At 43.9% G+C, this 20,144-nt stretch carries 15 protein-coding genes and 1 pseudogene; 10 read left to right on the top strand and 6 right to left on the bottom strand.

Annotation, left to right across the window (positions count from 1 at the left end; genetic code table 11):
* Nucleotides 1-106: 106 nt before the first annotated feature.
* Nucleotides 107-1,231 (top strand): magnesium chelatase ATPase subunit I, encoded by a 1,125-nt coding sequence (gene bchI, locus V7K97_RS23610; RefSeq protein ID WP_334803421.1) that lies wholly within the window; start codon nt 107-109, stop codon nt 1,229-1,231.
* A 106-nt stretch (nt 1,232-1,337) separates the two neighbouring features.
* Nucleotides 1,338-1,634: a hypothetical protein gene (locus tag V7K97_RS23605; protein WP_334803420.1), complete on the top strand. Its 297-nt coding sequence runs from the start codon at nt 1,338-1,340 to the stop codon at nt 1,632-1,634.
* Nucleotides 1,635-1,886: 252 nt separating this feature from the next.
* On the opposite strand, the gene V7K97_RS23600 is transcribed toward V7K97_RS23605, so the two are convergent.
* Both V7K97_RS23600 and V7K97_RS23595 read right to left on the bottom strand, forming a co-directional pair.
* Nucleotides 1,887-2,975, bottom strand: coding sequence for a nucleotidyltransferase domain-containing protein (locus tag V7K97_RS23600; RefSeq protein WP_334803419.1), 1,089 nt, complete (start codon nt 2,973-2,975; stop codon nt 1,887-1,889).
* A 620-nt stretch (nt 2,976-3,595) separates the two neighbouring features.
* Nucleotides 3,596-3,829, bottom strand: coding sequence for a Nif11-like leader peptide family natural product precursor (locus V7K97_RS23595; RefSeq protein ID WP_334803418.1), 234 nt, complete (start codon nt 3,827-3,829; stop codon nt 3,596-3,598).
* A 561-nt stretch (nt 3,830-4,390) separates the two neighbouring features.
* Between V7K97_RS23595 and rplU the strand changes: the two genes are divergently transcribed.
* The 5 genes from rplU to V7K97_RS23570 all read left to right on the top strand — a co-directional run bounded on the left by rplU (nt 4,391) and on the right by V7K97_RS23570 (nt 8,292).
* Nucleotides 4,391-4,798 carry a 50S ribosomal protein L21 gene (gene rplU / locus V7K97_RS23590; protein ID WP_334803438.1) on the top strand — a complete coding sequence of 136 codons (408 nt, stop codon included), beginning with the start codon at nt 4,391-4,393 and terminating at the stop codon, nt 4,796-4,798.
* A 30-nt stretch (nt 4,799-4,828) separates the two neighbouring features.
* Nucleotides 4,829-5,125, top strand: coding sequence for a 50S ribosomal protein L27 (rpmA, locus tag V7K97_RS23585; protein WP_334803417.1), 297 nt, complete (start codon nt 4,829-4,831; stop codon nt 5,123-5,125).
* A 702-nt stretch (nt 5,126-5,827) separates the two neighbouring features.
* Complete coding sequence (locus V7K97_RS23580; RefSeq protein WP_334803416.1) at nt 5,828-6,127, top strand: hypothetical protein; 300 nt, start codon at nt 5,828-5,830, stop codon at nt 6,125-6,127.
* 520 nt (nt 6,128-6,647) lie between these two features.
* The gene (locus V7K97_RS23575) at nt 6,648-7,244 is read left to right on the top strand and encodes a cytochrome b/b6 domain-containing protein (RefSeq protein ID WP_334803415.1); all 597 of its coding nucleotides are present in this window, start codon (nt 6,648-6,650) and stop codon (nt 7,242-7,244) included.
* Nucleotides 7,245-7,575: 331 nt separating this feature from the next.
* Nucleotides 7,576-8,292 carry a molybdopterin-dependent oxidoreductase gene (locus V7K97_RS23570; protein WP_334803414.1) on the top strand — a complete coding sequence of 239 codons (717 nt, stop codon included), beginning with the start codon at nt 7,576-7,578 and terminating at the stop codon, nt 8,290-8,292.
* Between the two features lie 13 nt (nt 8,293-8,305).
* Here V7K97_RS23570 and V7K97_RS23565 read toward each other — a convergent pair whose 3' ends face one another.
* From V7K97_RS23565 to V7K97_RS23550, 4 genes are all read right to left on the bottom strand, one after another.
* Nucleotides 8,306-9,052 (bottom strand): Uma2 family endonuclease, encoded by a 747-nt coding sequence (locus tag V7K97_RS23565; protein WP_334803413.1) that lies wholly within the window; start codon nt 9,050-9,052, stop codon nt 8,306-8,308.
* Nucleotides 9,053-9,232: 180 nt separating this feature from the next.
* Entirely contained in the window at nt 9,233-12,559 is a 3,327-nt protein-coding gene (locus V7K97_RS23560; RefSeq protein ID WP_334803412.1) for a beta strand repeat-containing protein, read from the bottom strand.
* Between the two features lie 217 nt (nt 12,560-12,776).
* A complete protein-coding gene (locus tag V7K97_RS23555) occupies nt 12,777-16,727 on the bottom strand; it encodes a beta strand repeat-containing protein (RefSeq protein WP_334803411.1) in 3,951 nt (1,316 codons plus the stop codon).
* Between the two features lie 28 nt (nt 16,728-16,755).
* Nucleotides 16,756-16,935 (bottom strand): hypothetical protein, encoded by a 180-nt coding sequence (locus V7K97_RS23550; RefSeq protein ID WP_334803410.1) that lies wholly within the window; start codon nt 16,933-16,935, stop codon nt 16,756-16,758.
* A gap of 880 nt (nt 16,936-17,815) precedes the next feature.
* Between V7K97_RS23550 and V7K97_RS23545 the strand changes: the two are divergent.
* From V7K97_RS23545 to V7K97_RS23535, 3 genes and pseudogenes are all read left to right on the top strand, one after another.
* Nucleotides 17,816-18,319 (top strand): annotated as a pseudogene (locus V7K97_RS23545) (Mov34/MPN/PAD-1 family protein).
* A gap of 140 nt (nt 18,320-18,459) precedes the next feature.
* Nucleotides 18,460-19,632, top strand: coding sequence for a molybdopterin-synthase adenylyltransferase MoeB (gene moeB, locus V7K97_RS23540; RefSeq protein WP_334803409.1), 1,173 nt, complete (start codon nt 18,460-18,462; stop codon nt 19,630-19,632).
* An 83-nt stretch (nt 19,633-19,715) separates the two neighbouring features.
* Nucleotides 19,716-19,928: a hypothetical protein gene (locus V7K97_RS23535; RefSeq protein WP_334803408.1), complete on the top strand. Its 213-nt coding sequence runs from the start codon at nt 19,716-19,718 to the stop codon at nt 19,926-19,928.
* The last annotated feature ends 216 nt before the right edge of the window (nt 19,929-20,144 follow it).

Genomic DNA, 20,144 nt, shown 5'->3' with positions numbered 1-20,144 from the left:
TAAAGCAATGTATTTAATAAGACTTTTAAATTTACGAAACTATTCCACGCCCTACCTGTGTCACAATAAAGAACTGTAATAAGAAAAATATTGTTAAGGTAATTTAGTGAGTCCAACTGCTCAATCCACGGCAAGTGCGCGTCGCGTAGTATTTCCTTTTACGGCAATTGTGGGCCAGGAAGAAATGAAACTGGCGCTGCTATTGAACGTGATTGACCCCAAAATTGGGGGTGTAATGATTATGGGCGATCGCGGCACCGGAAAATCCACAACTATCCGAGCGCTGGCCGATCTGCTGCCAGAAATTTCTGTGGTTGCCAATGACCCCTTCAGCAGCGATCCTAGCGACCCCGACTTGATGAGCGATGAAGTCCGCCAACTGTTAGAACAAGGGGCGGAAATTCCCGTAGCTCACAAAAAAGTCCAAATGGTAGACCTGCCGCTAGGAGCCACAGAAGACCGAGTTTGTGGCACAATCGACATCGAGAAAGCTTTATCTGAAGGTGTCAAAGCCTTTGAACCAGGATTGCTGGCCAAGGCGAACCGAGGCATTCTCTACGTGGATGAAGTCAACTTACTAGATGACCACCTTGTAGACGTGTTACTAGACTCTGCTGCCAGTGGATGGAACACTGTAGAACGGGAAGGTATTTCTATCCGTCACCCAGCGCGTTTCGTGCTTGTGGGTTCTGGAAACCCCGAAGAAGGCGAACTACGTCCCCAACTGCTCGATCGCTTTGGGATGCACGCAGAAATTCACACAGTCAAAGAACCAGCCTTGCGGGTGCAAATCGTGGAACAACGGGCGGATTTTGACCAAAATCCCCCAGTATTTCTCGAAAACTACAAACCCCAGCAAGAAGCATTACAAGAGCAAATTGTCAATGCTCAACAGCTTTTGCCAGAAGTAAAAATTGACTACGATTTGCGGGTGAAAATTTCTGAAGTCTGCTCAGAATTGGATGTAGATGGTTTGCGGGGTGACATTGTTAGTAACCGCGCCGCCAAAGCCTTAACAGCTTATGAAGGACGCACTGAAGTTACAGTTGATGATATCCATCGCGTAATTACGCTATGCTTGCGTCACAGACTGCGGAAAGACCCCTTAGAATCGATTGATTCTGGCTACAAAGTCGCCAAAGTTTTTAGCCGCATCTTTGGCGTGGAACTACCAGAAAGTGATACTGCACAAAAAAATGGCACAGGTCAAAAATTAGGGGCTAGGGGTTAATTAATTTTGGATTTTGGATTTTGGATTTTTCCTTCAATCCAAAATCTAAAATTGGCAGAGTCTAACTCAGCCCTCTTAACTCAGCACTCAATATTTAACACTGACTATGAGATTTTGGTCTTTTTGGTTCAACAGCTTTGTTTTATCTAGCCAATACAACCCGCCCAGGTTTGTAGAATTATTGATGCTCTTACTAGCGATCGCAATGCTGGGAATAGCCAGTATTGTACCCGACAGACCCTATTTAATCTTAGGTTTGAGCTTAGTAGTTGGGGCATCTATTTCTATCTTAGTGCGGGAAGCGATCGCGCCTTCACCCCAGACGCGAATTACCCAACTAACAGCATCCCTATTACTCATCATTAGCCTCTATGGGTTTGCTGACTTAATGTACACTCTTTAAATGGGGAGTGGGGAATGGGGAAGAAACTTAATTAGGACTTACGCAAAATATCTCTCAAACTCTGATTTCTCCGTGCCGCGCCAGTTGCTACAACGGGGGGAACCCCCGCAACACACTGGCAACTCTATTGCCTCTGCGGTAGCCTGCGGCAAGCCGTTCGCGTAGCGTCTCGTAGAGAAGCGTCTACGTTATTCCGTAATTTGTGCATAAGTCCTATTAATCAACAATGCCCTATGCCCAATGCCCAATAACTTACCAATTCTGCATTTCTACCAATTCCATACACAACTCATTAATTTGCTCTAAATCAGGTTTGTGAGGTAGGGTAGATTGTTCGCAAACAATTTCCATTTTGGCGACCAAATCTTCTGCCATTTTCATCACTTGCTCATAAGAATACTCACCCTTTAAAATAGCTTTTAAATCTTCAACATCACCAGCTATTCTCCTATCTACAATCACTTCACCTTGCTGTAATATTTCTACTCCACTGCGTAATAATCTAATGCAGTGCATCCCATGTTTCAGGTCATAACCCGACTTTCTTTCCATTTCTGCCCTAGCCGGATTTCTATTTTCCTGCCAAGATAAGTAAGCTTTCCATTCTCTTAAAGCTATTTGATAGCTTTGGCTTTTTTGAAGCAGACGGATAAAATCTTTGCGGCTGTTGGTGAACTGTTGGGTATATTCCAAAGTTTCATCAGGTAAAGTATATTGTTTTAACACTCCTTTAAAATCAATATCTGCTGTCAGTAATTGATATAATTGTTCCGCTTCTTCCAAAAATTCAATCCGTCCTCTGATTAAGTTATAGAGATACTCTAGAAAGGCATTTAGCTCATCTTTGCTCAGGGGTGCTTCGTCTTCTATAGCGAAGTCAGATGGTATTGGCTTTTTTTGCGGTGGCTTTAACAACCATTTACGATGAGTTTCCATCTTTTTGATTTGGGCAAAGGCATAACCAGTGTAAGTATGTTTTACTTTCTTACTCAGAAATAGCTGCTTATGATTAATTAAATGCTGTCCTCCTGTACTTAAAAAAGGATAGTTATTTAACCAGAGCAATTCTAAAACATTGGGATTCGCCCCCGCTAACAACTGGAGGATTTTTCTTAATTCATATATAACTGTGTCTTTGTTGCTATCCAGAAATGAAAATATTCCTGGTTCATCCCAACCAGTATCTTTTTGTTCTATGTGGTCAAATCCTAAGTAGTACCTTTTGGGTGCGATAAATACTCCCCGATAATCAAAGTCGGAATCAGGACGATTTAAACCATAGCCGTAGCTACCTGCTAAACCAATTAAAATACTTCTTTGCTCAACTTCTATTCTTTTCATATCACCTGATTAAAATATAGTCATCCTAACTCATGAGTTAAGCAGGTGGGTAGATGGAGAACAGAGAAAGGATTTTTAACTTTCTTCAGATATTGTATAGGTCGAGGATGGGTGCATATAGCCCTACTTAATCATTCGTGAACAACGAGATCCCCGACTTATCGAAGAAGTCGGGGATCTGAGTCTTGCATTTAACAGGAAGCTGACTTTTCACGGGATCTGGAAAACCTCTCTCCTGCAAGGAGAGAGGCTTTGAATTCTCCCCATTCCCTGGTAGGGAAGGGGGCTGGGGGGTTAGGTTTCGCGTTTGTTTTTCCACATAGCGTGAAAAGTCAGAACAGGAAGGGAGCATCTAACTTTTGTAAAAACACGCCCTAGCCCTAGCGAATAGAATTCGCGGCTATACAGACAAAACCCACCTCCGTGGGTTTAAAATTCCTAGAGTCCGCGAAGGCGGACTTCGTTTGTGTAGCCGCGATTTCTAATCGCCAAGTATATTTGCAAAGGTGAGATGCTCGCAACAGGAATGCCCCTAAAGGAGATGATGCAATAGTATCCCCTTGAGGAGCAAAACTTGTCAATTCAGTTGTTCCTATACTTTCGGTTTCCTAGAGCCAGAATTATCTAGGATGAATGTGGCGTCTAGTTCCCCATCCTGGATTGACAATGGTGGCTAAATCTTCTTCAGACAATTTACTGATCTCACTGTCTAGTTCTTGGACGTTGAAATCATAGCCACGCTCTTCAGCAATCTTGATGAAGGCTTTTGGATCAGATGTTGCTTTGAGTTTTTCCTGTAATGCTTGATCTTGTTTTACGGCTTTAAAAAGTCGGGCAGCATTTTGCTGTGTCATGACAATCCATCTCCTGTTTGAAATATCAGGTTTGAATGTAGTAATTTAACTTCTGGGGATTTACTAACTTCTGCAAAGAATTCCTCAATTAAGCATCTATATTTGATATTAAAACAAAGAATAAGAATGCATTGGTTTTGATAGAAAAATATATAATAACACTGTTATTTTTTTTATAAAATTCAGCCCTAAGATAGTAGCAATTTTTAGTTAAAAAGCATTAATTCTGACTTGTAAATATAATTTACATTCCTGCTGGTGGGTGATGTCTACGACGGGCGTAGATGCAGCATCTGACGACTGTTGGCTAATTCATCGCCACTCTTGGGAAATGAGCGATCGCCAAATAGTCAATTAGCTGATTTTTCCTCTTCCGGCTGACCAGACGCCAAATCCAAAAATTCTGTTATGGCTTGACTTAACACCTGTTAATAAAATAGTATGTTAGATTGTCTGTCTAATTCCTGCTCGGATCAGGTAGACATATTACAAAAGCTGGTAAAAGCGTCTCTACAAGAGATAAAAACCAGCTACCTGTACGGCAACCTCAAGGACAATTCCATGACCTACGCAATTATTGAAACTGGCGGCAAACAAATACGAGTAGAGCCAGGGCGGTTTTACGACATTGAACTGCTTGCTACCGAACCAGATGAAAAAGTTACAATAGACTCCGTATTACTCGTGCAGCACGAGGGCGAAGTCACCATTGGACAGCCACTAGTGACAGGTGCGACTGTAGAAGGGACTGTAATGCGACACTATCGGGGTCGTAAAGTCCTGGTATACAAAATGAAGCCGAAAAAGAAAACCCGCAAAAAGCGGGGGCATCGTCAGGAAATTACCAGACTTATGATTGACTCCATCACCCTTAATGGTGCAGTGTTTGCTGCCCAAGGAGGAACGGAGCAAGAAATCCCTGTTGCAGATGACACTTCCGCCGAAGAATTTGAAACTGCTGCTGAATAATAAAAAGAAGTAGATACACAAGAGGAAATCATGGCTCATAAGAAAGGAACAGGTAGTACACGTAACGGTCGTGATTCTAATGCCCAACGTCTGGGTGTCAAACGTTATGGCGGTCAAGCTGTACGTGCAGGAAACATTCTCGTGCGTCAGCGCGGCACCAAATTTCACCCTGGTAACAACGTCGGTATTGGTAGTGATGACACTCTGTTTGCTTTAATCGACGGTGTTGTAACCTTTGAGAGAAAGGGCAAAACCCGTAAAAAAGTTAGTGTTTATTTACCCATAACTGCTGTTGAGGCAGCCCCTGTTGAGACAGTAGCAAGTTAGAGCGTTAGGGTGGGTAACAGTTGCCCACCCTATTTGCTAATTCCCAACAGTCGCTTAAAAGTCGCTTTGTTTCTCTGTCGCCCATAGATTAGTATCAGAAGCGAATGGCACTGAGAAAAGCTCAAAGGTTTGTGTTCCCTTGTTCCCAGTCTGAAGACTGGGAATGTATTCCCAGGGGCTGCTGCCTCTGACCAAGCCGGGGGAGGGCTGTATCTTAACTTAGTGCCATTCGTGTTAGAAGCATCAAAACGCACAGGTTATTTACTAAGAAAATATTACAGAAAAGACATCTCCAAAAATTAAATATGCGTTATCCAAAACCCTTATAGAGACTTAGCAGCGCTAAGTCTCTAGATATATGCTAAGTTGTCTTCATTCACTTCAGCATGAGGTTTCGCTGAGAGAATACCTAAATTTGGTTGCGACCTTGAGCTACCATGAATACCTGAGAAAATGCTGAGAATTAACTAAATTTTCTCAAGGGATAAATTTATGAAAATCATGGCTTCGTTTCAGATAAGCTTCAGTCCTAACAGAGATACTTTGAATGTTGGGGATAACTCAAATATCAGTGGCAAAAGTCTGATGGAGTCCTCTACAAGAAGGTATCTTTTTTGGCAATGCCTTGATGAATCTACTTGTAGCTTAGTTTCCTCTGATCAATCAATACAAAAATAACTATCCAAAGGACGAAAGAAGACTATGAACTGGAAAACACTTTCTTTAATTGCTGGTCTGATTTTAACTACCAGTCTCACTGCTTGCTCTAGCAGTCCTGCAAGCAACAATCAAATTGCTCCTGAAGCCTCTCCTGCTATGAGCAAAGACAAAGCCGGCGATGCGATGGGTAAAGATAAAGCCGGCGATGCGATGGGTAAAGATGCGATGGGCAAAGATAAAGCCGGCGATGCAATGGGTAAAGATGCGATGGGCAAAGATGCAATGGGCAAAGACAAAGCCGGTGGTGCGATGAAGCAAACACCGGCTTCCACCAAGCCCTAGCCACAAGGGAGCAACGCGAAAAAGTGAGATCATCGTGAAAAGAGCTTTCTTAGGCAGGGGGAGCAGGGGGAGTGAAGAGAAAACTCTAGTATTTTTTACGACTGTTATAGCTCTAAATACACTTATTTCTTTCTCTCCCCCTGCCTCCCCTACCTCCCCTGCTTCCCCACCTCACAGAATCGCATTGCTCCCTTTACTAGGTGTAACCGCAACCTGGTTTACAGGCTTGGTTATTTTCTTACGGAATGGAGCGATCGCACTCCTCTTATTTTTGGGACTACTCGCAATTTTCCCTACGGGGAGTTACCGTATATTTAGTTATATTCCAATTGGCAAGTGGGCTAAACAACCTGCACGAATGGGACTGATTGATGGGAGAGTTTTGGTTAGGGACTCAGTTAAGACTTTTGTGGACTCCCTGTGCTGGGCCAGTTTTGGGGGGAATTTTAGTACTAGCAGCAGTTAATCATCAAGTTACAAGTGCATTTGTTTAAGCCAAAATTCAAAATCCAAAATTGGTATGACTTCATCTAAACGCAAAGTCCCCTCAACACCAAGTCAGACTTTTCTATCAAAGACATTTCACTGGATTAATATCATCAGTCTCATTTTGATGATCGGTAGCGGATTGCAAATCTATAATGCTAATCCGGTATTTGGAGGGCGTGCAGGTTGGCATTTTCCTGACTTTCTGTTGCTGGGAGGTTGGCTAGGGGGTGGTAGACATTGGCATTTTGCTGCTATGTGGCTGTTTTCGCTGAATTTACTTTGGTATGGACTTTATATTTTAGTCACTCGTCGTTGGCAACGTCGCTTTGCCGATGGCGGTGACTTAAAAGCATTGCAAGTCAGCCAGAACCCAAAGCGCAAGAACTACGCATGGCATCGGCTAGTTTATACTGCGATCATTCCAGTGCTGCTGCTGGCAATTTTCAGTGGTTTGGCGATGTACAAACCTGCCCAACTCCATTGGATTTCTGGGCTGTTTGGTAGTTGGCAGAATTTACGGACAGTTCACTTTATCACTGTTCCTACTGTCATACTATTTACAATTGCTCATTCCTTACTTGCCCTGAAGGTAGGAAGCATCCGTCTAGTTAAATCTATGTTCCTGTAGAGGTTCTGTAACCATTCTCCGACCTAAAGGTACGGAGCTTTGTCCCCCTCCCAACACTACTAACAATTGCTTGTTCACTTATATTGTTTGCGGAACTTACGGGCGCGGTTACGTTTGATCAGAGGGTGTACTCACTTTTTACTTCTTAACCCCACACCCCACGACTCAATTTGCGTGGATACGACGCTCGCTACCGCTACGCAATCGCTATGTCACTGGGTTACTACTTAAGCTTTGGAAACGAGTCAATTTCCTGCATTTAGTAATTTCACCGTATATTGATTTTACAGTAAAGCCGTCCTCCAAGGACGGGGAATAAACCAAATTTCTTATGAATCTGATTCTTCCCAAACGCACCCTATCCCGCCGCCGGTTACTGCAAGTATCTGGACTTTCAGGGGTAGGTTTTCTTTTAGGTGGCTGCGGGACAAATTTGTTCTCAGATCAAGTGCAGCAAATATCTGAGCCACTAAACCAACGTTTTGAAGCACTCCTGCTAACTCAAAAACCAGTTCCAGAATTTGCAGTGAGTGCCATAGAAGCAGACAAATTGCTAATCAATACCTTTGACTTCACCCCGCAAATTGATCCGGCGCAATTTCGCCTGAAGATTGATGGCGAGGTTAGTAACCCGATGCAATTGAGTATGGCAGATATTCAAAAACTTCCCTTAACTTCAATGGTGATTCGCCATATCTGCGTTGAAGGCTGGGCTGCGATCGTTCAATGGGGAGGGGTGCGATTACGAGATTTAGTAGCGCTGGTACAGCCTAAGTCAAACGTCCGCTATGTCTACTTCAAATCTGCTGATGGCTATTATGAAAGCTGGGATATTGCCTCTGCTGTACATCCCCAAACCCTGATGGCTTATCAAAAAAATGGACAACCATTATCAGCTGATAATGGTGCGCCGATGCGCCTAGCATCTCCAATTAAACTGGGCTACAAGCAAAGCAAGTGGGTAACTCAAATTACATTTGTCAGCAATTTGTCGCCGATTAAAGGCTATTGGGAGGATCAGGGCTATGAGTGGTTTGGAGGGTTATAAGGTAGGCATAAAGCTAATCTACATCGGGTTCAACACCTAGCGATCGCAATTGTGCAATCAACCGTTCAACCCGTTGTTTTTCTTGTTGGGCCTGTTGGCTTTCTTGTTCTGTATAAGTCAACACCCAATTTAGAGTCCCATCATACCACCGTAACCAGGGCTGTTCTACATCTTGATAGCGTCCCTGCCAGACACCCAAGCCTAATTCTAGTTCTGGTATCCAGAAGCGTGATTCTGACAGTGCTATCTCAGCATAACGACCGCCATCTAACTTAAACACCCTTAATTTATATTTGTACCGATCAAATACTGCATAATAAGGAACACGTAGAATCTGTTCATACACTTCCCATTTTCCTGGTGGTTGCTTGATATCCCGTAATGTCTGCCCCAAATCTTCCTTTTCAGTTCCGGGAGACAGCAACTCAATCACAATAAAAGGATGAACACCCTCTTGCCAAACGACATAACTTAAGCGTAAATCCTGTTGTTCATAGAGACGGGAAACACCTAAAACAGCAAACCAATCTGGTCGCTTATGCCACAGTGGGTGGCGTGGGTCATAATAAAGATTTAGATCGCTAGCAACAAATATCTCGTCGCTAGGATAATTTTGTGGACGAAAGGTTTCGTCTAACAGACGAGGTTGCAATAAATGAAACTGATCGGGCAAACCAGGCTCCTCAGGGTCTTCACTAGGAAGATCATACATGGTCGGCAATACATCTTTTGGCGATCGCGGCGGGTCAGTTTGATACATCTTTTAACAGTCCTGATGATGAAACTCTCAGTTCTATTATGATTTAACGCACTTGGAATAATTGAATCCCAAATTTAAAATCTAAAATTTCGATGTCTCTTCAAAGTGTTTTCGTCGTCGTCCGGCGGCTATCCATCCCCACCCTCAGCGACGGCAGGGTGGGGAATTTCGCCGAAACTGTTAAACAACCACAAAATTGTTTTTGGTTAGTGACAATCCAGCAGATAGTTGTGCAAATTTTATCTGAGTAAAGGCACTCGCACTGCCATCTTGGTCAAAGAACAATCCACCTGTAATATTGTCATAGATAAATCGTTGATCGCTACTGGTTGCAGATGTTCCGAGGGTAAACTGGCTTGTCTGAAGTGAACCTATTGATAACCCGCCACCAAAACCAGCAGCAGATACCCGAATCAGTTCATTAGTGGCGTTGAAGTCATAAATAGTGTCAATGCCTTCCTTGTAACTATTGAAACCAAAGGTATCAGTCCCCGCTCCTCCATAGAGGCTATCATTACCATTGCCTCCAGAGAGCGTATCATTGCCATTGCTTCCTACAATCTTGTCATCCTCGGCTGTGCCTGAGATATCTAATTGTTCGATATTCTTGTAGTTAACGCTATTCTTGTAGTTAACGCTATTCGTCCCCGCCGTAATTGAGCCAGTGTTAGTAGTGGCATTGAATGTCGAAGTGAGTCCCTGGGTTGCACCCCCGTCAAATGACAAGGTATCATCACCTGTCCCTCCATCTGCTGTTTGAGTTACTGAGTTAGAGGGAATAGGAAAACCTGTACCTATCAAACCATTGCCAAAATCTAAAAAATCATTTCCATTCCCTCCATTAAGGGTGTTGTTGCCATAGGTGTTAAGGACATCAAAGTAATCATTGCCATCGCCTCCATCCAGCAGATTATTGTTTGTTGAAAAGTTAACTTTGAGATAATCGTTACCTGCACCGCCAATAATCGTATCATTGCCAGCATTGTCAGTATCGCCCCCGGAAAGCGTATCATTGCCATTGCCTCCCACAATCAAGTCATCGTGGGATGTACCTGAGATATTTAATCGTTCGATATTCTGATAGCTAACGCTATTTGTGCCCGCAGTAATTGAGCCAATGTTCGTAGTAGCATTAAAGGTCGAAGTCATTCCCCCAGTAAAATTTCTGTTTTTATAGAGGTCGTAAGCGATGGACAATAAATCATCACCTGTCCCGCCATCTATGGTATCATTGCCACTAAAGCTAGTGGAGAACGTATCGTTGCCATTGCTCCCCACAATATTGTCATCGTAATCTGTACCTGAGATATTTAATCCTTCGATATTCTTGTAGCTAACGCTATTGGTGCCTTCGGTAATGGAGCCAATGTTAGTAGTGGCATTGAAAGCCGAAATGATTCCTGCGGTAGCATTACTGTAATTGACGGACAGTAAATCATCACCATTACCCCCATCTATGGTATCATTGCCACTAACGCCTGTGGAGAGGGTATCGTTGCCATTGCTCCCCACAATATTGTCATCGTAGGCTGTACCTGAGATAGTTAAAGTTAATCGTTCGATATTCTTGTAGCTAACGCTATTGGTGCCCCCCGTAATTGATCCAATGTTAGTAGTAGCATTGAATGTAGAAGTAATTCCTCCAGTGGCATCCCCAAAATTGATAGATGAGTAATCGTCACCATTACCCCCATCTATGGTATCATGGCCACTAACTCCCCCAGAGAGGGTATCATTGCCATCGTTGCCCACAATGTTGTCATCGTAGGCTGTACCTAAGATATTTAATCCTTCAATATTCTTGTAGTTAACCCGATAGGTGCCTGCCGTAATTGAGCCAGTGTTGGTAGTGGCATTGAATGTCGTTGTGATCCCCCCTGTAGCATTGCTGTCATCGACGGACAACAAATCGTCACCCTTACCCCCATCTACGGTTTGAGTCACTATATCAGAGGAGGCACTATTTGATGCGGTGCTTACATAGAAGGAATCATTGCCATCACCCCCAGAGAGGAAGTTATTGCCTGTTGAAATGGTAGCACTCAAGCGATCGTCACCAGCGCCACCATTGAGGGTGTTATTCCCTGATGAGGGTACATAATCATCGTAGGCATTGATATAGCCGGAGCTGGAGAGAGTATCATTGCCATCGCCACCAGAGAGGAGGTTATTGCCTGTTGAAGAGTAACCAGAGAGTAGGCCTGTTAAAGAGTCAGTACTCAAGTAATCGTCACCATTGCCACCAAAGAGCAGGTTATTGCCTGTTGAATCTTCAGCCCTCAAGGTATCGTCACCAGCGCCACCGTTGAGGGTGTTATTACCTGAGGAGCTAAAATTAGGGTCTCCTTTATAAGTACCAACGCCAGAGGTGGAGAGATAATCATTGCCATCGCCCCCAGAGAGGAAGTTATTGCCGAATGGAGACTCAGCCATCAAGGTATCGTTACCAGCGCCACCATTGAGGGTGTTATTGCCTGAAGAGGGAAAAACGATGTACGCGTAGTTAAGATAAGAGGTGGAAAGATAATCATTGCCATCGCCTCCAGAGAGTAAGTTATTGCCTTTTGAAGCCCCAGCACTTAAGCTATCATTACCAGTGCCACCGTAGAGGGTATTATCGCCTGTTGAATAATCAGCCCTCAAGCTATCGTTACCAGCGCCACCGTTGAAGGTGTTATTGCCTGAGGCAAAATAGACATTTCCATATATGTCCTCATAGTCGCCAGAGACCGAGAGAGAATCATTCCCATCGCCCCCATCAAGCAGGTTATCGCCTGTTGAACTGCTAGCATTCAAGTTAAACTTATTCACCGTACCACCAATGAGGGTGTCATTGCCCTCACCACCAATCAGAGTATCATTGCCGGTACCACCGCGTAGCAAGTCGTTGCCACTCTTACCGTCGATTTTGTCATTACCACCCTGACCATTGATCACATCATCTGAGTTGTCAAAGCCATTAACATTATTGTCGAGGTCGTTAAGGAAGGTGACTGTGTTCTTGTTGAAGATAATGCTTTGGGTGGAGTTGGCATTGAAGACATCAAAACTATCCGTGATGCTAGTTTGCCCATCAAACTCTATATTGCCTAAGTCTACAGTAGCTCCTGTAGATTTGCTGAGGTTATCCAGGTTTTCCAGGGCAAAGTTTTGCAGGATAACTTTGTTATCCTCAAGCCCTTCAAAGGTGATTTCCAGATTGCTACCATTCTGGGTCAGCAGCAGATTTTGGGCAGTCAAGCCCGCACCTTGAAATTTGATGGTATCGACTTCGGCAATGACTGCTGCTGTTGGGTTGGTTCCTTTACCAATGCCACCGAAATCAGTGATAGTATCAGTGCCGTCGCCTAAGTTGTAAACATATTGATCCTTGCCGCCGCCACCAGTCAGGGTGTCATCGCCCTGTTTACCTGTGATGGTATCGTTGCCTGCTTCACCATTAATCGTGTCCGCGTCGTTACTACCCACTAGGGTATCATTACCGTTGGTTCCAATGATATTTGCCATAACTTTTTCCTAGCTAAATTGATTTTTTCACTAACTTCAGTGTGCCATTTGCAACAGTAATATTTCTCGAATATTCACCACCCACGTTGAAAGTTGAGTCACAAAATCTCACATCTACTCTCTGTTAGCACTAATTGCACTGAACAGTCGAATGCGAGGTACTTTTGTAAGCACCTCGCAACCCGTACTTAGAGTGATAGCAGACCGCTAATGACGATTAAACAACCACAAAGTTGTTTTCGGTTAGTGACAATCCAGCAGATAGTTGTGCAAATTTTACCTGAGTAAACCCAGACCCACTGCCATCAGCGTCAAAGAACAGCCCACCTGTAGCGCTGTTATAGATAAATCGCTCTTCGCTACTGGTTGCCGATGTTCCCAGGGTAAACTGATTCGCTGAGAGTGAACCTATTGATAACCCACCGCCAAAACCAGCAGCAGATACTTGAATCAGTTCATTAGTGGCGTTGAAGTCATAAATAGTGTCAATGCCTTCCTTGTAACTATTGAAACCAAAGGTATCAATACCAGCTCCTCCATAGAGGCTATCATTACCGTTGCCACCTGTGAGGTAGTCATTGCCATTACCACCTTTGAGGATATTGTTACCAGAGGCACCAGAGGCTGTAAGAGTATCATTACCATCGCCTCCATCCAGGAGATTATCACCTGTTGAACCGCTAGCATTCAAGTTATCATTACCAGCACCACCGTTGAGGGTGTTATTGCCAGATGAGCGAGAGTCGTATGTCAAGGAGACGTCGCGGGGTTCATGCGGGTCTTGGTTGGGAGTGTAGCTGTAATAGCCAGAGATGGAGAGAGAATCATTGCCATCGCCACCAGAGAGCAGATTATTACCTGTTGAACCACTAGCACTCAAGTTATCATTACCAGTACCACCGTTGAGGGTGTTATTGCCAGACGAGCGAGAGTCTTTATTAAAGTAGTTATTTCCTTGGTAGTAGCCAGAGATGGAGAGAGAATCATTGCCATCGTCTCCAGAGAGCAGATTATTACCTGTTGAACCGCTAGCATTCAAGTTATCATTACCAGCACCACCATTGAGGGTGTTATTACCTAAGGAGCGAAGATCGTCGCCCTCTGGGTAGTCGGTGTATTGGTAGCCAGAGGCACTAAGATAGTCATTGCCATCGCCCCCAAAGAGTAGATTATTGCCTGATGAAATGTCAACATATAAGCGATCGTCACCAGTACCACCGTCAAGGGTATTATTGCCCTCACCACCAAGAAGAGTGTCATTCCCTGCACCACCGCGTAGCAAGTCATTGCCACTCAAGCCGTCGATTTTGTCATTACCTCCCTGACCATTGATCACATCATCTGAATTATCAAAGCCATTAACATTATTGTTCAGGTCGTTAAGGAAGGTAACTGTGTTCTTATTGAAGATAGTGCTTTGGGTGGAGTTGGCATTAAAAACATCAAAGCTGTCAGTGATGCTAGTTTGCCCATCAAATAGGATATTTCCCAAATTTACAGTAGCTCCTGTAGATTTGCTGAGGTTATCCAGGTTTTCCAGAGCAAAGTTTTGCAGAATAACTTGAGTACCACCTACCCCTTGAAAGCTGATTTCCAGATTGCTGCCATTTTGAGTCAGCAGCAGATTTTTGGCAGTCAAACCAGCACCTTGAAATTTGATGGTATCCGCTTCGGCAATGACTGCTGCTGTCGGGTTTGTCCCTTTACCTACGCCACCGAAATCAGTGATAGTATCAGTGCCGTCGCCCAAGTTGTAAACAAATTGATCCTTGCCACCGCCACCTGTGAGGGTATCATTACCGTTCCCACCTGTGAGAATATCATTACCATTGCCACCAGAGATGATGTCATTTCCATTACCACCGTTTAGGGTGTTATTACCAGAGGAATATGGGTTGCTAAATGGGTCATACTGGAAGCTAGAGGCTGAGAGAGTATCATTGCCATCACCCCCAGAGAGTAGGTTATTACCTGATGATCCGTCAACATTCAAGGAATCGTCACCAGCGCCACCGTTGAGAATGTTATTGCCGCCTGAGACGGAAGCGGAGAGAGTATCATTGCCAGCACCACCGTTAAGGGTGTTATTACCGACGACTGAGTAGCCATCCTCCCTGCCGAAACTGAAATCATCCCTAAAGCCAGAGACGGAGAGAGTATCATTGCCATCGCCTCCAGACAGTAGGTTATTGCCTGATGAGCTGTCAACATTCAAGAAATCGTTACCAGCGCCACCATTGAGAGTGCTATTACCACGGGAATCACCACCGTTGAGAATATCATTGCCATTGCCACCAGAAAGCAGGTTATTACCTGATGAATAGGAAGCATTCAAGTCATCATCACCAGCGCCACCGTTGAGGGTGTTATTACCAGACACCAGACCACCAAAGTAGGTACTAGAGTCAGAGAGAGTATCATTGCCGTCGCCTCCAGAAAGCAGGTTATTGCCTGATGAAAAGTCAACATTCAAATTATCGTCACCAGCGCCACCGTTGAGGGTATTGTTCCCTGGATCACTATCACCAGTGCCAAAATTTACGAGGGGATTTACATCATCACCTAGCAGCCAGTCGTTACCAGTGCCACCGTCGAGGGAGTCACTGCCCCTATCACCAACGAGGGTGTCATTCCCCGTACCACCAACGAGGGTGTCATTCCCCGCACCACCAATGAGAGAGTCATTGCCCGCATCACCTCTCAAAAGGTCGTTGCCACTCTTGCCGTCAATGATGTCATTACCCCCCTCACCATTAATCACATCATCTGAGTTGTCAAAGCCGTTAACATTATTATTCAGGTCGTTAAGGAAGGTGACTGTATTCTTGTTGAAGATAGTGCTTTGGGTGGAGTTGGCATTGAAAACATCAAAGCTATCAGTGATGCTAGTTTGCCCATCAAACTCTATATTGCCTAAGTCTACAGTAGCTCCTGTAGATTTGCTGAGGTTATCCAGGTTTTCCAGGGCAAAGTTTTGCAGGATAACTTTGTTATACTCAAGCCCTTCAAAGGTGATTTCCAGATTGCTACCATTCTGGGTGAGCAGCAGATTTTGAGCAGTCAAGCCAGCACCTTGAAATTTGATGGTATCGACTTCGGCAATGACTGCTGCTGTCGGGTTCGTTCCTTTACCAATGCCACCAAAATCGGTTATAGTATCAATCTCGCTGTAGCCCAAGTTGTAAACAAATTTATCCTTGCCACCGCCACCTATCAGGGTATCATCAAAGCCACCTGTCAGGGTATCACTATCGTTCCCACCTATCAGGATATCATAACCATTGCCACCAACGAGGGTGTTATTTCCATTACCACCAACGAGGGTGTTATTACCTGAGGAGCCAGAGGCACTAAGAAAATCGTTGCCATCCCCCCCAGAGAGTAGGTTATTGCCTCTTGAATACTCATTATTTGAATACTGAACCTTTAAGTTATCGTCACCAGCGCCACCGTTGAGGGTGTTATTCCCTGTACCACCAACGAGGGTGTCATTCCCCGTACCACCAATGAGGTTGTCATTCCCCGCATCACCTCTCAAAAGGTCGTTGCCACTCTTGCCGTCAATGATGTCATTACCCCCCTGACCATTAATCACATCATCTGAGTTGTCAAAGCCGTTAACATTATTATTCAGGTCGTTAAGGAAGGTGACTGTATTCTTGTTGAAGATAGTGCTTTGGGTGGAGTTGGCATTGAAAACATCAAAGCTATCAGTGATGCTATTTTGCCCATCAAACTCTATATTGCCTAAGTCTACAGTGGCTCCTGTAGACTTGTTGAGGTTATCCAGATTTTCCAAGGCAAAGTTTTGCAGGATAACTTCGTTATAGTACTCAATGCCTTCAAAGGTGATTTCCAGATTGCTGCCATCCTGGGTGAGCAGCAGATTTTGGGCAGTCAAGCCAGCACCTTGAAATTTGATGGTATCGACTTCGGCAATGACTGCTGCTGTTGGGTTCGTTCCTTTACCAATGCCACCGAAATCGGTGATCATCTGATTGTTGTCGTACAAGTTGTAAATAAATTTATCCTTACCGCCTCCACCAGTCAAAGTGTCTCTGCCATTGGAATCTCCAATGGTATCGTCACCAGCCTTACCATTAATTGTGTCAGCGTCGTTACTACCCACTAAGGTATCATTCCCGTTGGTTCCAATGATATTTGCCATAATTTTCTACTTACTTCAATCGATTTTTTCAGTAACTTAAGTTTTCAACCTGCTGTTTCAATACGGTTCGGATAAGGTTTTTTGATGACACGCCGCTAATTGCAAAGACGCGATAAATCGCGTCTCTTGCCTTAACCCAACCGTATTGCCTGCTGTTTGTGCTGTTTTGGGGCATAAATAACTCGCCGAAATTTGACGTTTTCGGCATAGTTTATACCTCACTGTTAGAGGATGTTTGAAAAGTGGTTGACTGTAATTTTAGGCACTTATTGATCCCCACTAACCCCCCTTAAAAAGGGGGAAACCGGAATCAAAGTCCCCCTTAAAAAGGTGGATTTATGGGGATCTCCAAGGGTTAGGCGTATACAAAAAAACTTTTCAAACATCCTCTTAAGGATCAGTAATGTTTCTCGAAGATTGACCATAGAAAAAGGCTTTTGCGTAACATTAATTTAACTATTTCCAGACTATCTAATTTTCAACTACTATACAATTAATCAGCATATCCGTTTGCGATAATCGGTCGTTTCAGGCTTTTTTAATTATTCTTATTCAGTAGAGAATGCTGAACAATAATTAAAAAAATATGAAAATTGAATGTCTAAAATCTAGTCTTCATATTTGTTGTTTTTGCCAGCGCCTAAGTCCTACTACAAGAGAAAATATTCAACGGTTCTTGATGGGAAAAATATTTTTCTGCCCTCCTTGTGGGCTATTATCCTTATGTGTATAGCTTGAAAATAGAGAACATTTGAATATCCTCAAAATAACTACATAGTCAGTATCTTACTTAAATGTCTATATTTAAGTAACCATCTTTGCATACTCTTCACATTACTTGCCGAGAAATGTATATGTAAATACCGAGCTTTATATATCCTTCATATTCTTCTAGTTTCTAGGCAATAAAAAAGCAGTAGCTAAGTGTTTATAGAGTATAAAAGAATACATTTTCTTTTTGAATGCTGAGATGCCTAGGTTGGGCTACGCCTACGCCTGAATTGATCTATATCTATACATCCCATAACTAGACTAGAGTTGCATCTAAGGGAGAATCGTTATAAGTTGCCAAAATTACCAACGCAAACATGATTAAACTTAGCCAAGAACACTTGCAAACAATCCGCACCCATGCCGAAAGCACCTACCCAGATGAGTACTGTGGTCTAATATTGGGCTATGTGGCTAATGATAGCAAAACTGTGGTAGAAGTCAGACCAACAGAAAATGCTTGGAATGCAGAAGCGGCGGCTGAGTTGGGAGGGGAACGCACAACAGCAAGTAAAAAACGGTAATATGCGATGTCTGCGACGGGCTACGCCTACGCACCCGAAGTTATGCTAAAAATTCAAAAGGAAGCACGCGATCGCTCACTAAACATTATCGGCATTTTTCACTCCCACCCAGATCATCCTGCTATCCCTTCAGAATGCGTAGGCGTAGCTCTTCGTAGACATCGCCTATACCCTTGGCAGGGATACTCATATATAATAATAGTCTCTGTCCAAAACGGTAAAGCTGGAGAACTGCAAAGCTGGAGCCTTGACGATCATCATCAATTCCAAGCAGAGGCAATTGAAAATATAATTTAACGGCTTAGTATAAAGACAGTTACTCATAGCGGTTTTCCCCGCTACCACTGATGAAAATTAGTCTTGCCTAATAGACATCTCTATATAAGATACAGTTTTTCGATAGGATTAATATTCCGCTCTCGCACACCATAACTGCTATGCTAAATCCCAACCTGGATGAAATCCAGTTGACCAAAGACGATTACGAACGCTACTCCCGACACCTGATTTTGCCGGAAGTCGGACTAGAAGGACAAAAACGCCTAAAAGCCGCCAGTGTACTGTGTATCGGTACAGGTGGACTAGGTTCACCACTACTTTTATATTTGGCGGCGGCGGGTATTGGACGCATCGGCATTGTCGATTTCGATGTTGTCGATACTTCCAATCTGCAACGCCAAGTAATCCACGGTACATCTTGGGTGGGTAAACCTAAGATTGAATCGGCAAAAAACCGCATTCACGAGATTAACCCCTATTGTCAGGTTGATTTATACGAAATTCGCCTGAGTTCCGAAAACGCCCTGGAAGTCCTTCAACCTTACGATATCGTGGTGGATGGTACCGATAATTTCCCCACCAGATATCTCGTTAACGATGCCTGCGTCTTGCTGAATAAGCCCAACGTCTACGGTTCAATTTTACGCTTTGAAGGGCAAGCTACTGTATTTAACTACGAAGGTGGCCCCAATTATCGTGACCTTTTCCCAGAACCACCACCACCAGGGATGGTTCCCTCTTGTGCAGAAGGTGGAGTATTGGGAATTTTGCCAGGAATTATTGGTTTAATCCAGGCAACCGAAACTGTTAAAATCATTTTGGGACAAGGTAATACTCTCAGTGGACGATTGCTGCTATACAACGCCTTAGATATGAAATTCCGGGAATTGAAACTGCGTCCTAACCCGATTCGCCCAGTGATTGAAAAGCTGATAGACTACGAAGAATTCTGTGGAATTCCCCAAGCTCAGGCAGAGGAGGCAAAACAACAGTTGGAAAGTCAAGAAATAACTGTCAAGGATTTGAAGGAATTACTCGATAGCGGTGCGAAGGATTTTGTACTACTCGATGTCCGCAACCCTAATGAGTATGATATTGCCAAGATTCCGGGTTCAGTGTTGGTGCCTTTACCAGACATTGAAAATGGAAACGGCGTTGCCAAGGTGAAGGAAATATTAAACGGGCACCGCTTGATTGCTCATTGTAAGATGGGCGGGCGATCGGCAAAAGCCCTCGCCATCCTCAAAGAAGCCGGGATTGTCGGGACGAATGTTAAAGGCGGAATTACCGCTTGGAGTCGAGAAATTGATCCTTCAGTTCCAGAGTATTAAAAACGCATCGCTTTCCTTAAAGAATGGATGCGGATAAGGGGCATAAAGGGCAGAGGAGGGAATAACCAATAACCCAATGCCCAATGCCCTATTTACCAGCTTCTTATGATAATATTCCATGGGTGCAAGTTTGGGTGTTAATGGTGCAGGGAGCAATCACCGTTGCCTGCAAGTGTTATTGGGCTTTGTTAGATCATCTCTGCGTTTATCGGAGCGCCGTAATACCCCTGCCTCAACGCTTCGTAGGCAGGGGTATTACGGCGGTCAAAAACGAAACACCTTCTGACCAAAATTGAGCGTAAGCGAAATTAGGTCTTTATAACAATTCTTGCTGAGATACAATACATCGACACACGTCACCGATAGCGTAGCGTTAGCGACGCAGGAGCGTCACAGCCTGCCGCAGGCATCCTCGATCTTACAGCAATTTTCAGGTAAATAGACCACAGTGATTGAACCAACCGAGGGCATCATCTTCGGTAATGTAATTGACAGCAACCGCCATTGCTTGG

Origin of the sequence: Nostoc sp., from assembly GCF_036917815.1 — a bacterium.
Classification (GTDB): domain Bacteria; phylum Cyanobacteriota; class Cyanobacteriia; order Cyanobacteriales; family Nostocaceae; genus Nostoc.
Note: the sequence above shows the minus strand (reverse complement) of the source record. Positions and strands in the feature narration are given on the sequence as shown.

Excerpts from the sequence above, each read along its gene's own strand:
- moeB (WP_334803409.1), top strand. The coding sequence starts at position 18,460 with ATGCTAAATCCCAACCTGGATGAAATCCAGTTGACCAAAGACGATTAC.
- V7K97_RS23535 (WP_334803408.1), top strand. The coding sequence starts at position 19,716 with ATGCCCTATTTACCAGCTTCTTATGATAATATTCCATGGGTGCAAGTT.
- rplU (WP_334803438.1), top strand. The coding sequence starts at position 4,391 with ATGACCTACGCAATTATTGAAACTGGCGGCAAACAAATACGAGTAGAG.
- V7K97_RS23595 (WP_334803418.1), bottom strand. The coding sequence starts at position 3,829 with ATGACACAGCAAAATGCTGCCCGACTTTTTAAAGCCGTAAAACAAGAT.
- V7K97_RS23565 (WP_334803413.1), bottom strand. The coding sequence starts at position 9,052 with ATGTATCAAACTGACCCGCCGCGATCGCCAAAAGATGTATTGCCGACC.
- rpmA (WP_334803417.1), top strand. The coding sequence starts at position 4,829 with ATGGCTCATAAGAAAGGAACAGGTAGTACACGTAACGGTCGTGATTCT.
- V7K97_RS23560 (WP_334803412.1), bottom strand. The coding sequence starts at position 12,559 with ATGGCAAATATCATTGGAACCAACGGTAATGATACCCTAGTGGGTAGT.
- V7K97_RS23580 (WP_334803416.1), top strand. The coding sequence starts at position 5,828 with ATGAACTGGAAAACACTTTCTTTAATTGCTGGTCTGATTTTAACTACC.
- V7K97_RS23555 (WP_334803411.1), bottom strand. The coding sequence starts at position 16,727 with ATGGCAAATATCATTGGAACCAACGGGAATGATACCTTAGTGGGTAGT.
- V7K97_RS23570 (WP_334803414.1), top strand. The coding sequence starts at position 7,576 with ATGAATCTGATTCTTCCCAAACGCACCCTATCCCGCCGCCGGTTACTG.
- V7K97_RS23600 (WP_334803419.1), bottom strand. The coding sequence starts at position 2,975 with ATGAAAAGAATAGAAGTTGAGCAAAGAAGTATTTTAATTGGTTTAGCA.
- V7K97_RS23605 (WP_334803420.1), top strand. The coding sequence starts at position 1,338 with ATGAGATTTTGGTCTTTTTGGTTCAACAGCTTTGTTTTATCTAGCCAA.
- V7K97_RS23550 (WP_334803410.1), bottom strand. The coding sequence starts at position 16,935 with ATGCCGAAAACGTCAAATTTCGGCGAGTTATTTATGCCCCAAAACAGC.
- V7K97_RS23575 (WP_334803415.1), top strand. The coding sequence starts at position 6,648 with ATGACTTCATCTAAACGCAAAGTCCCCTCAACACCAAGTCAGACTTTT.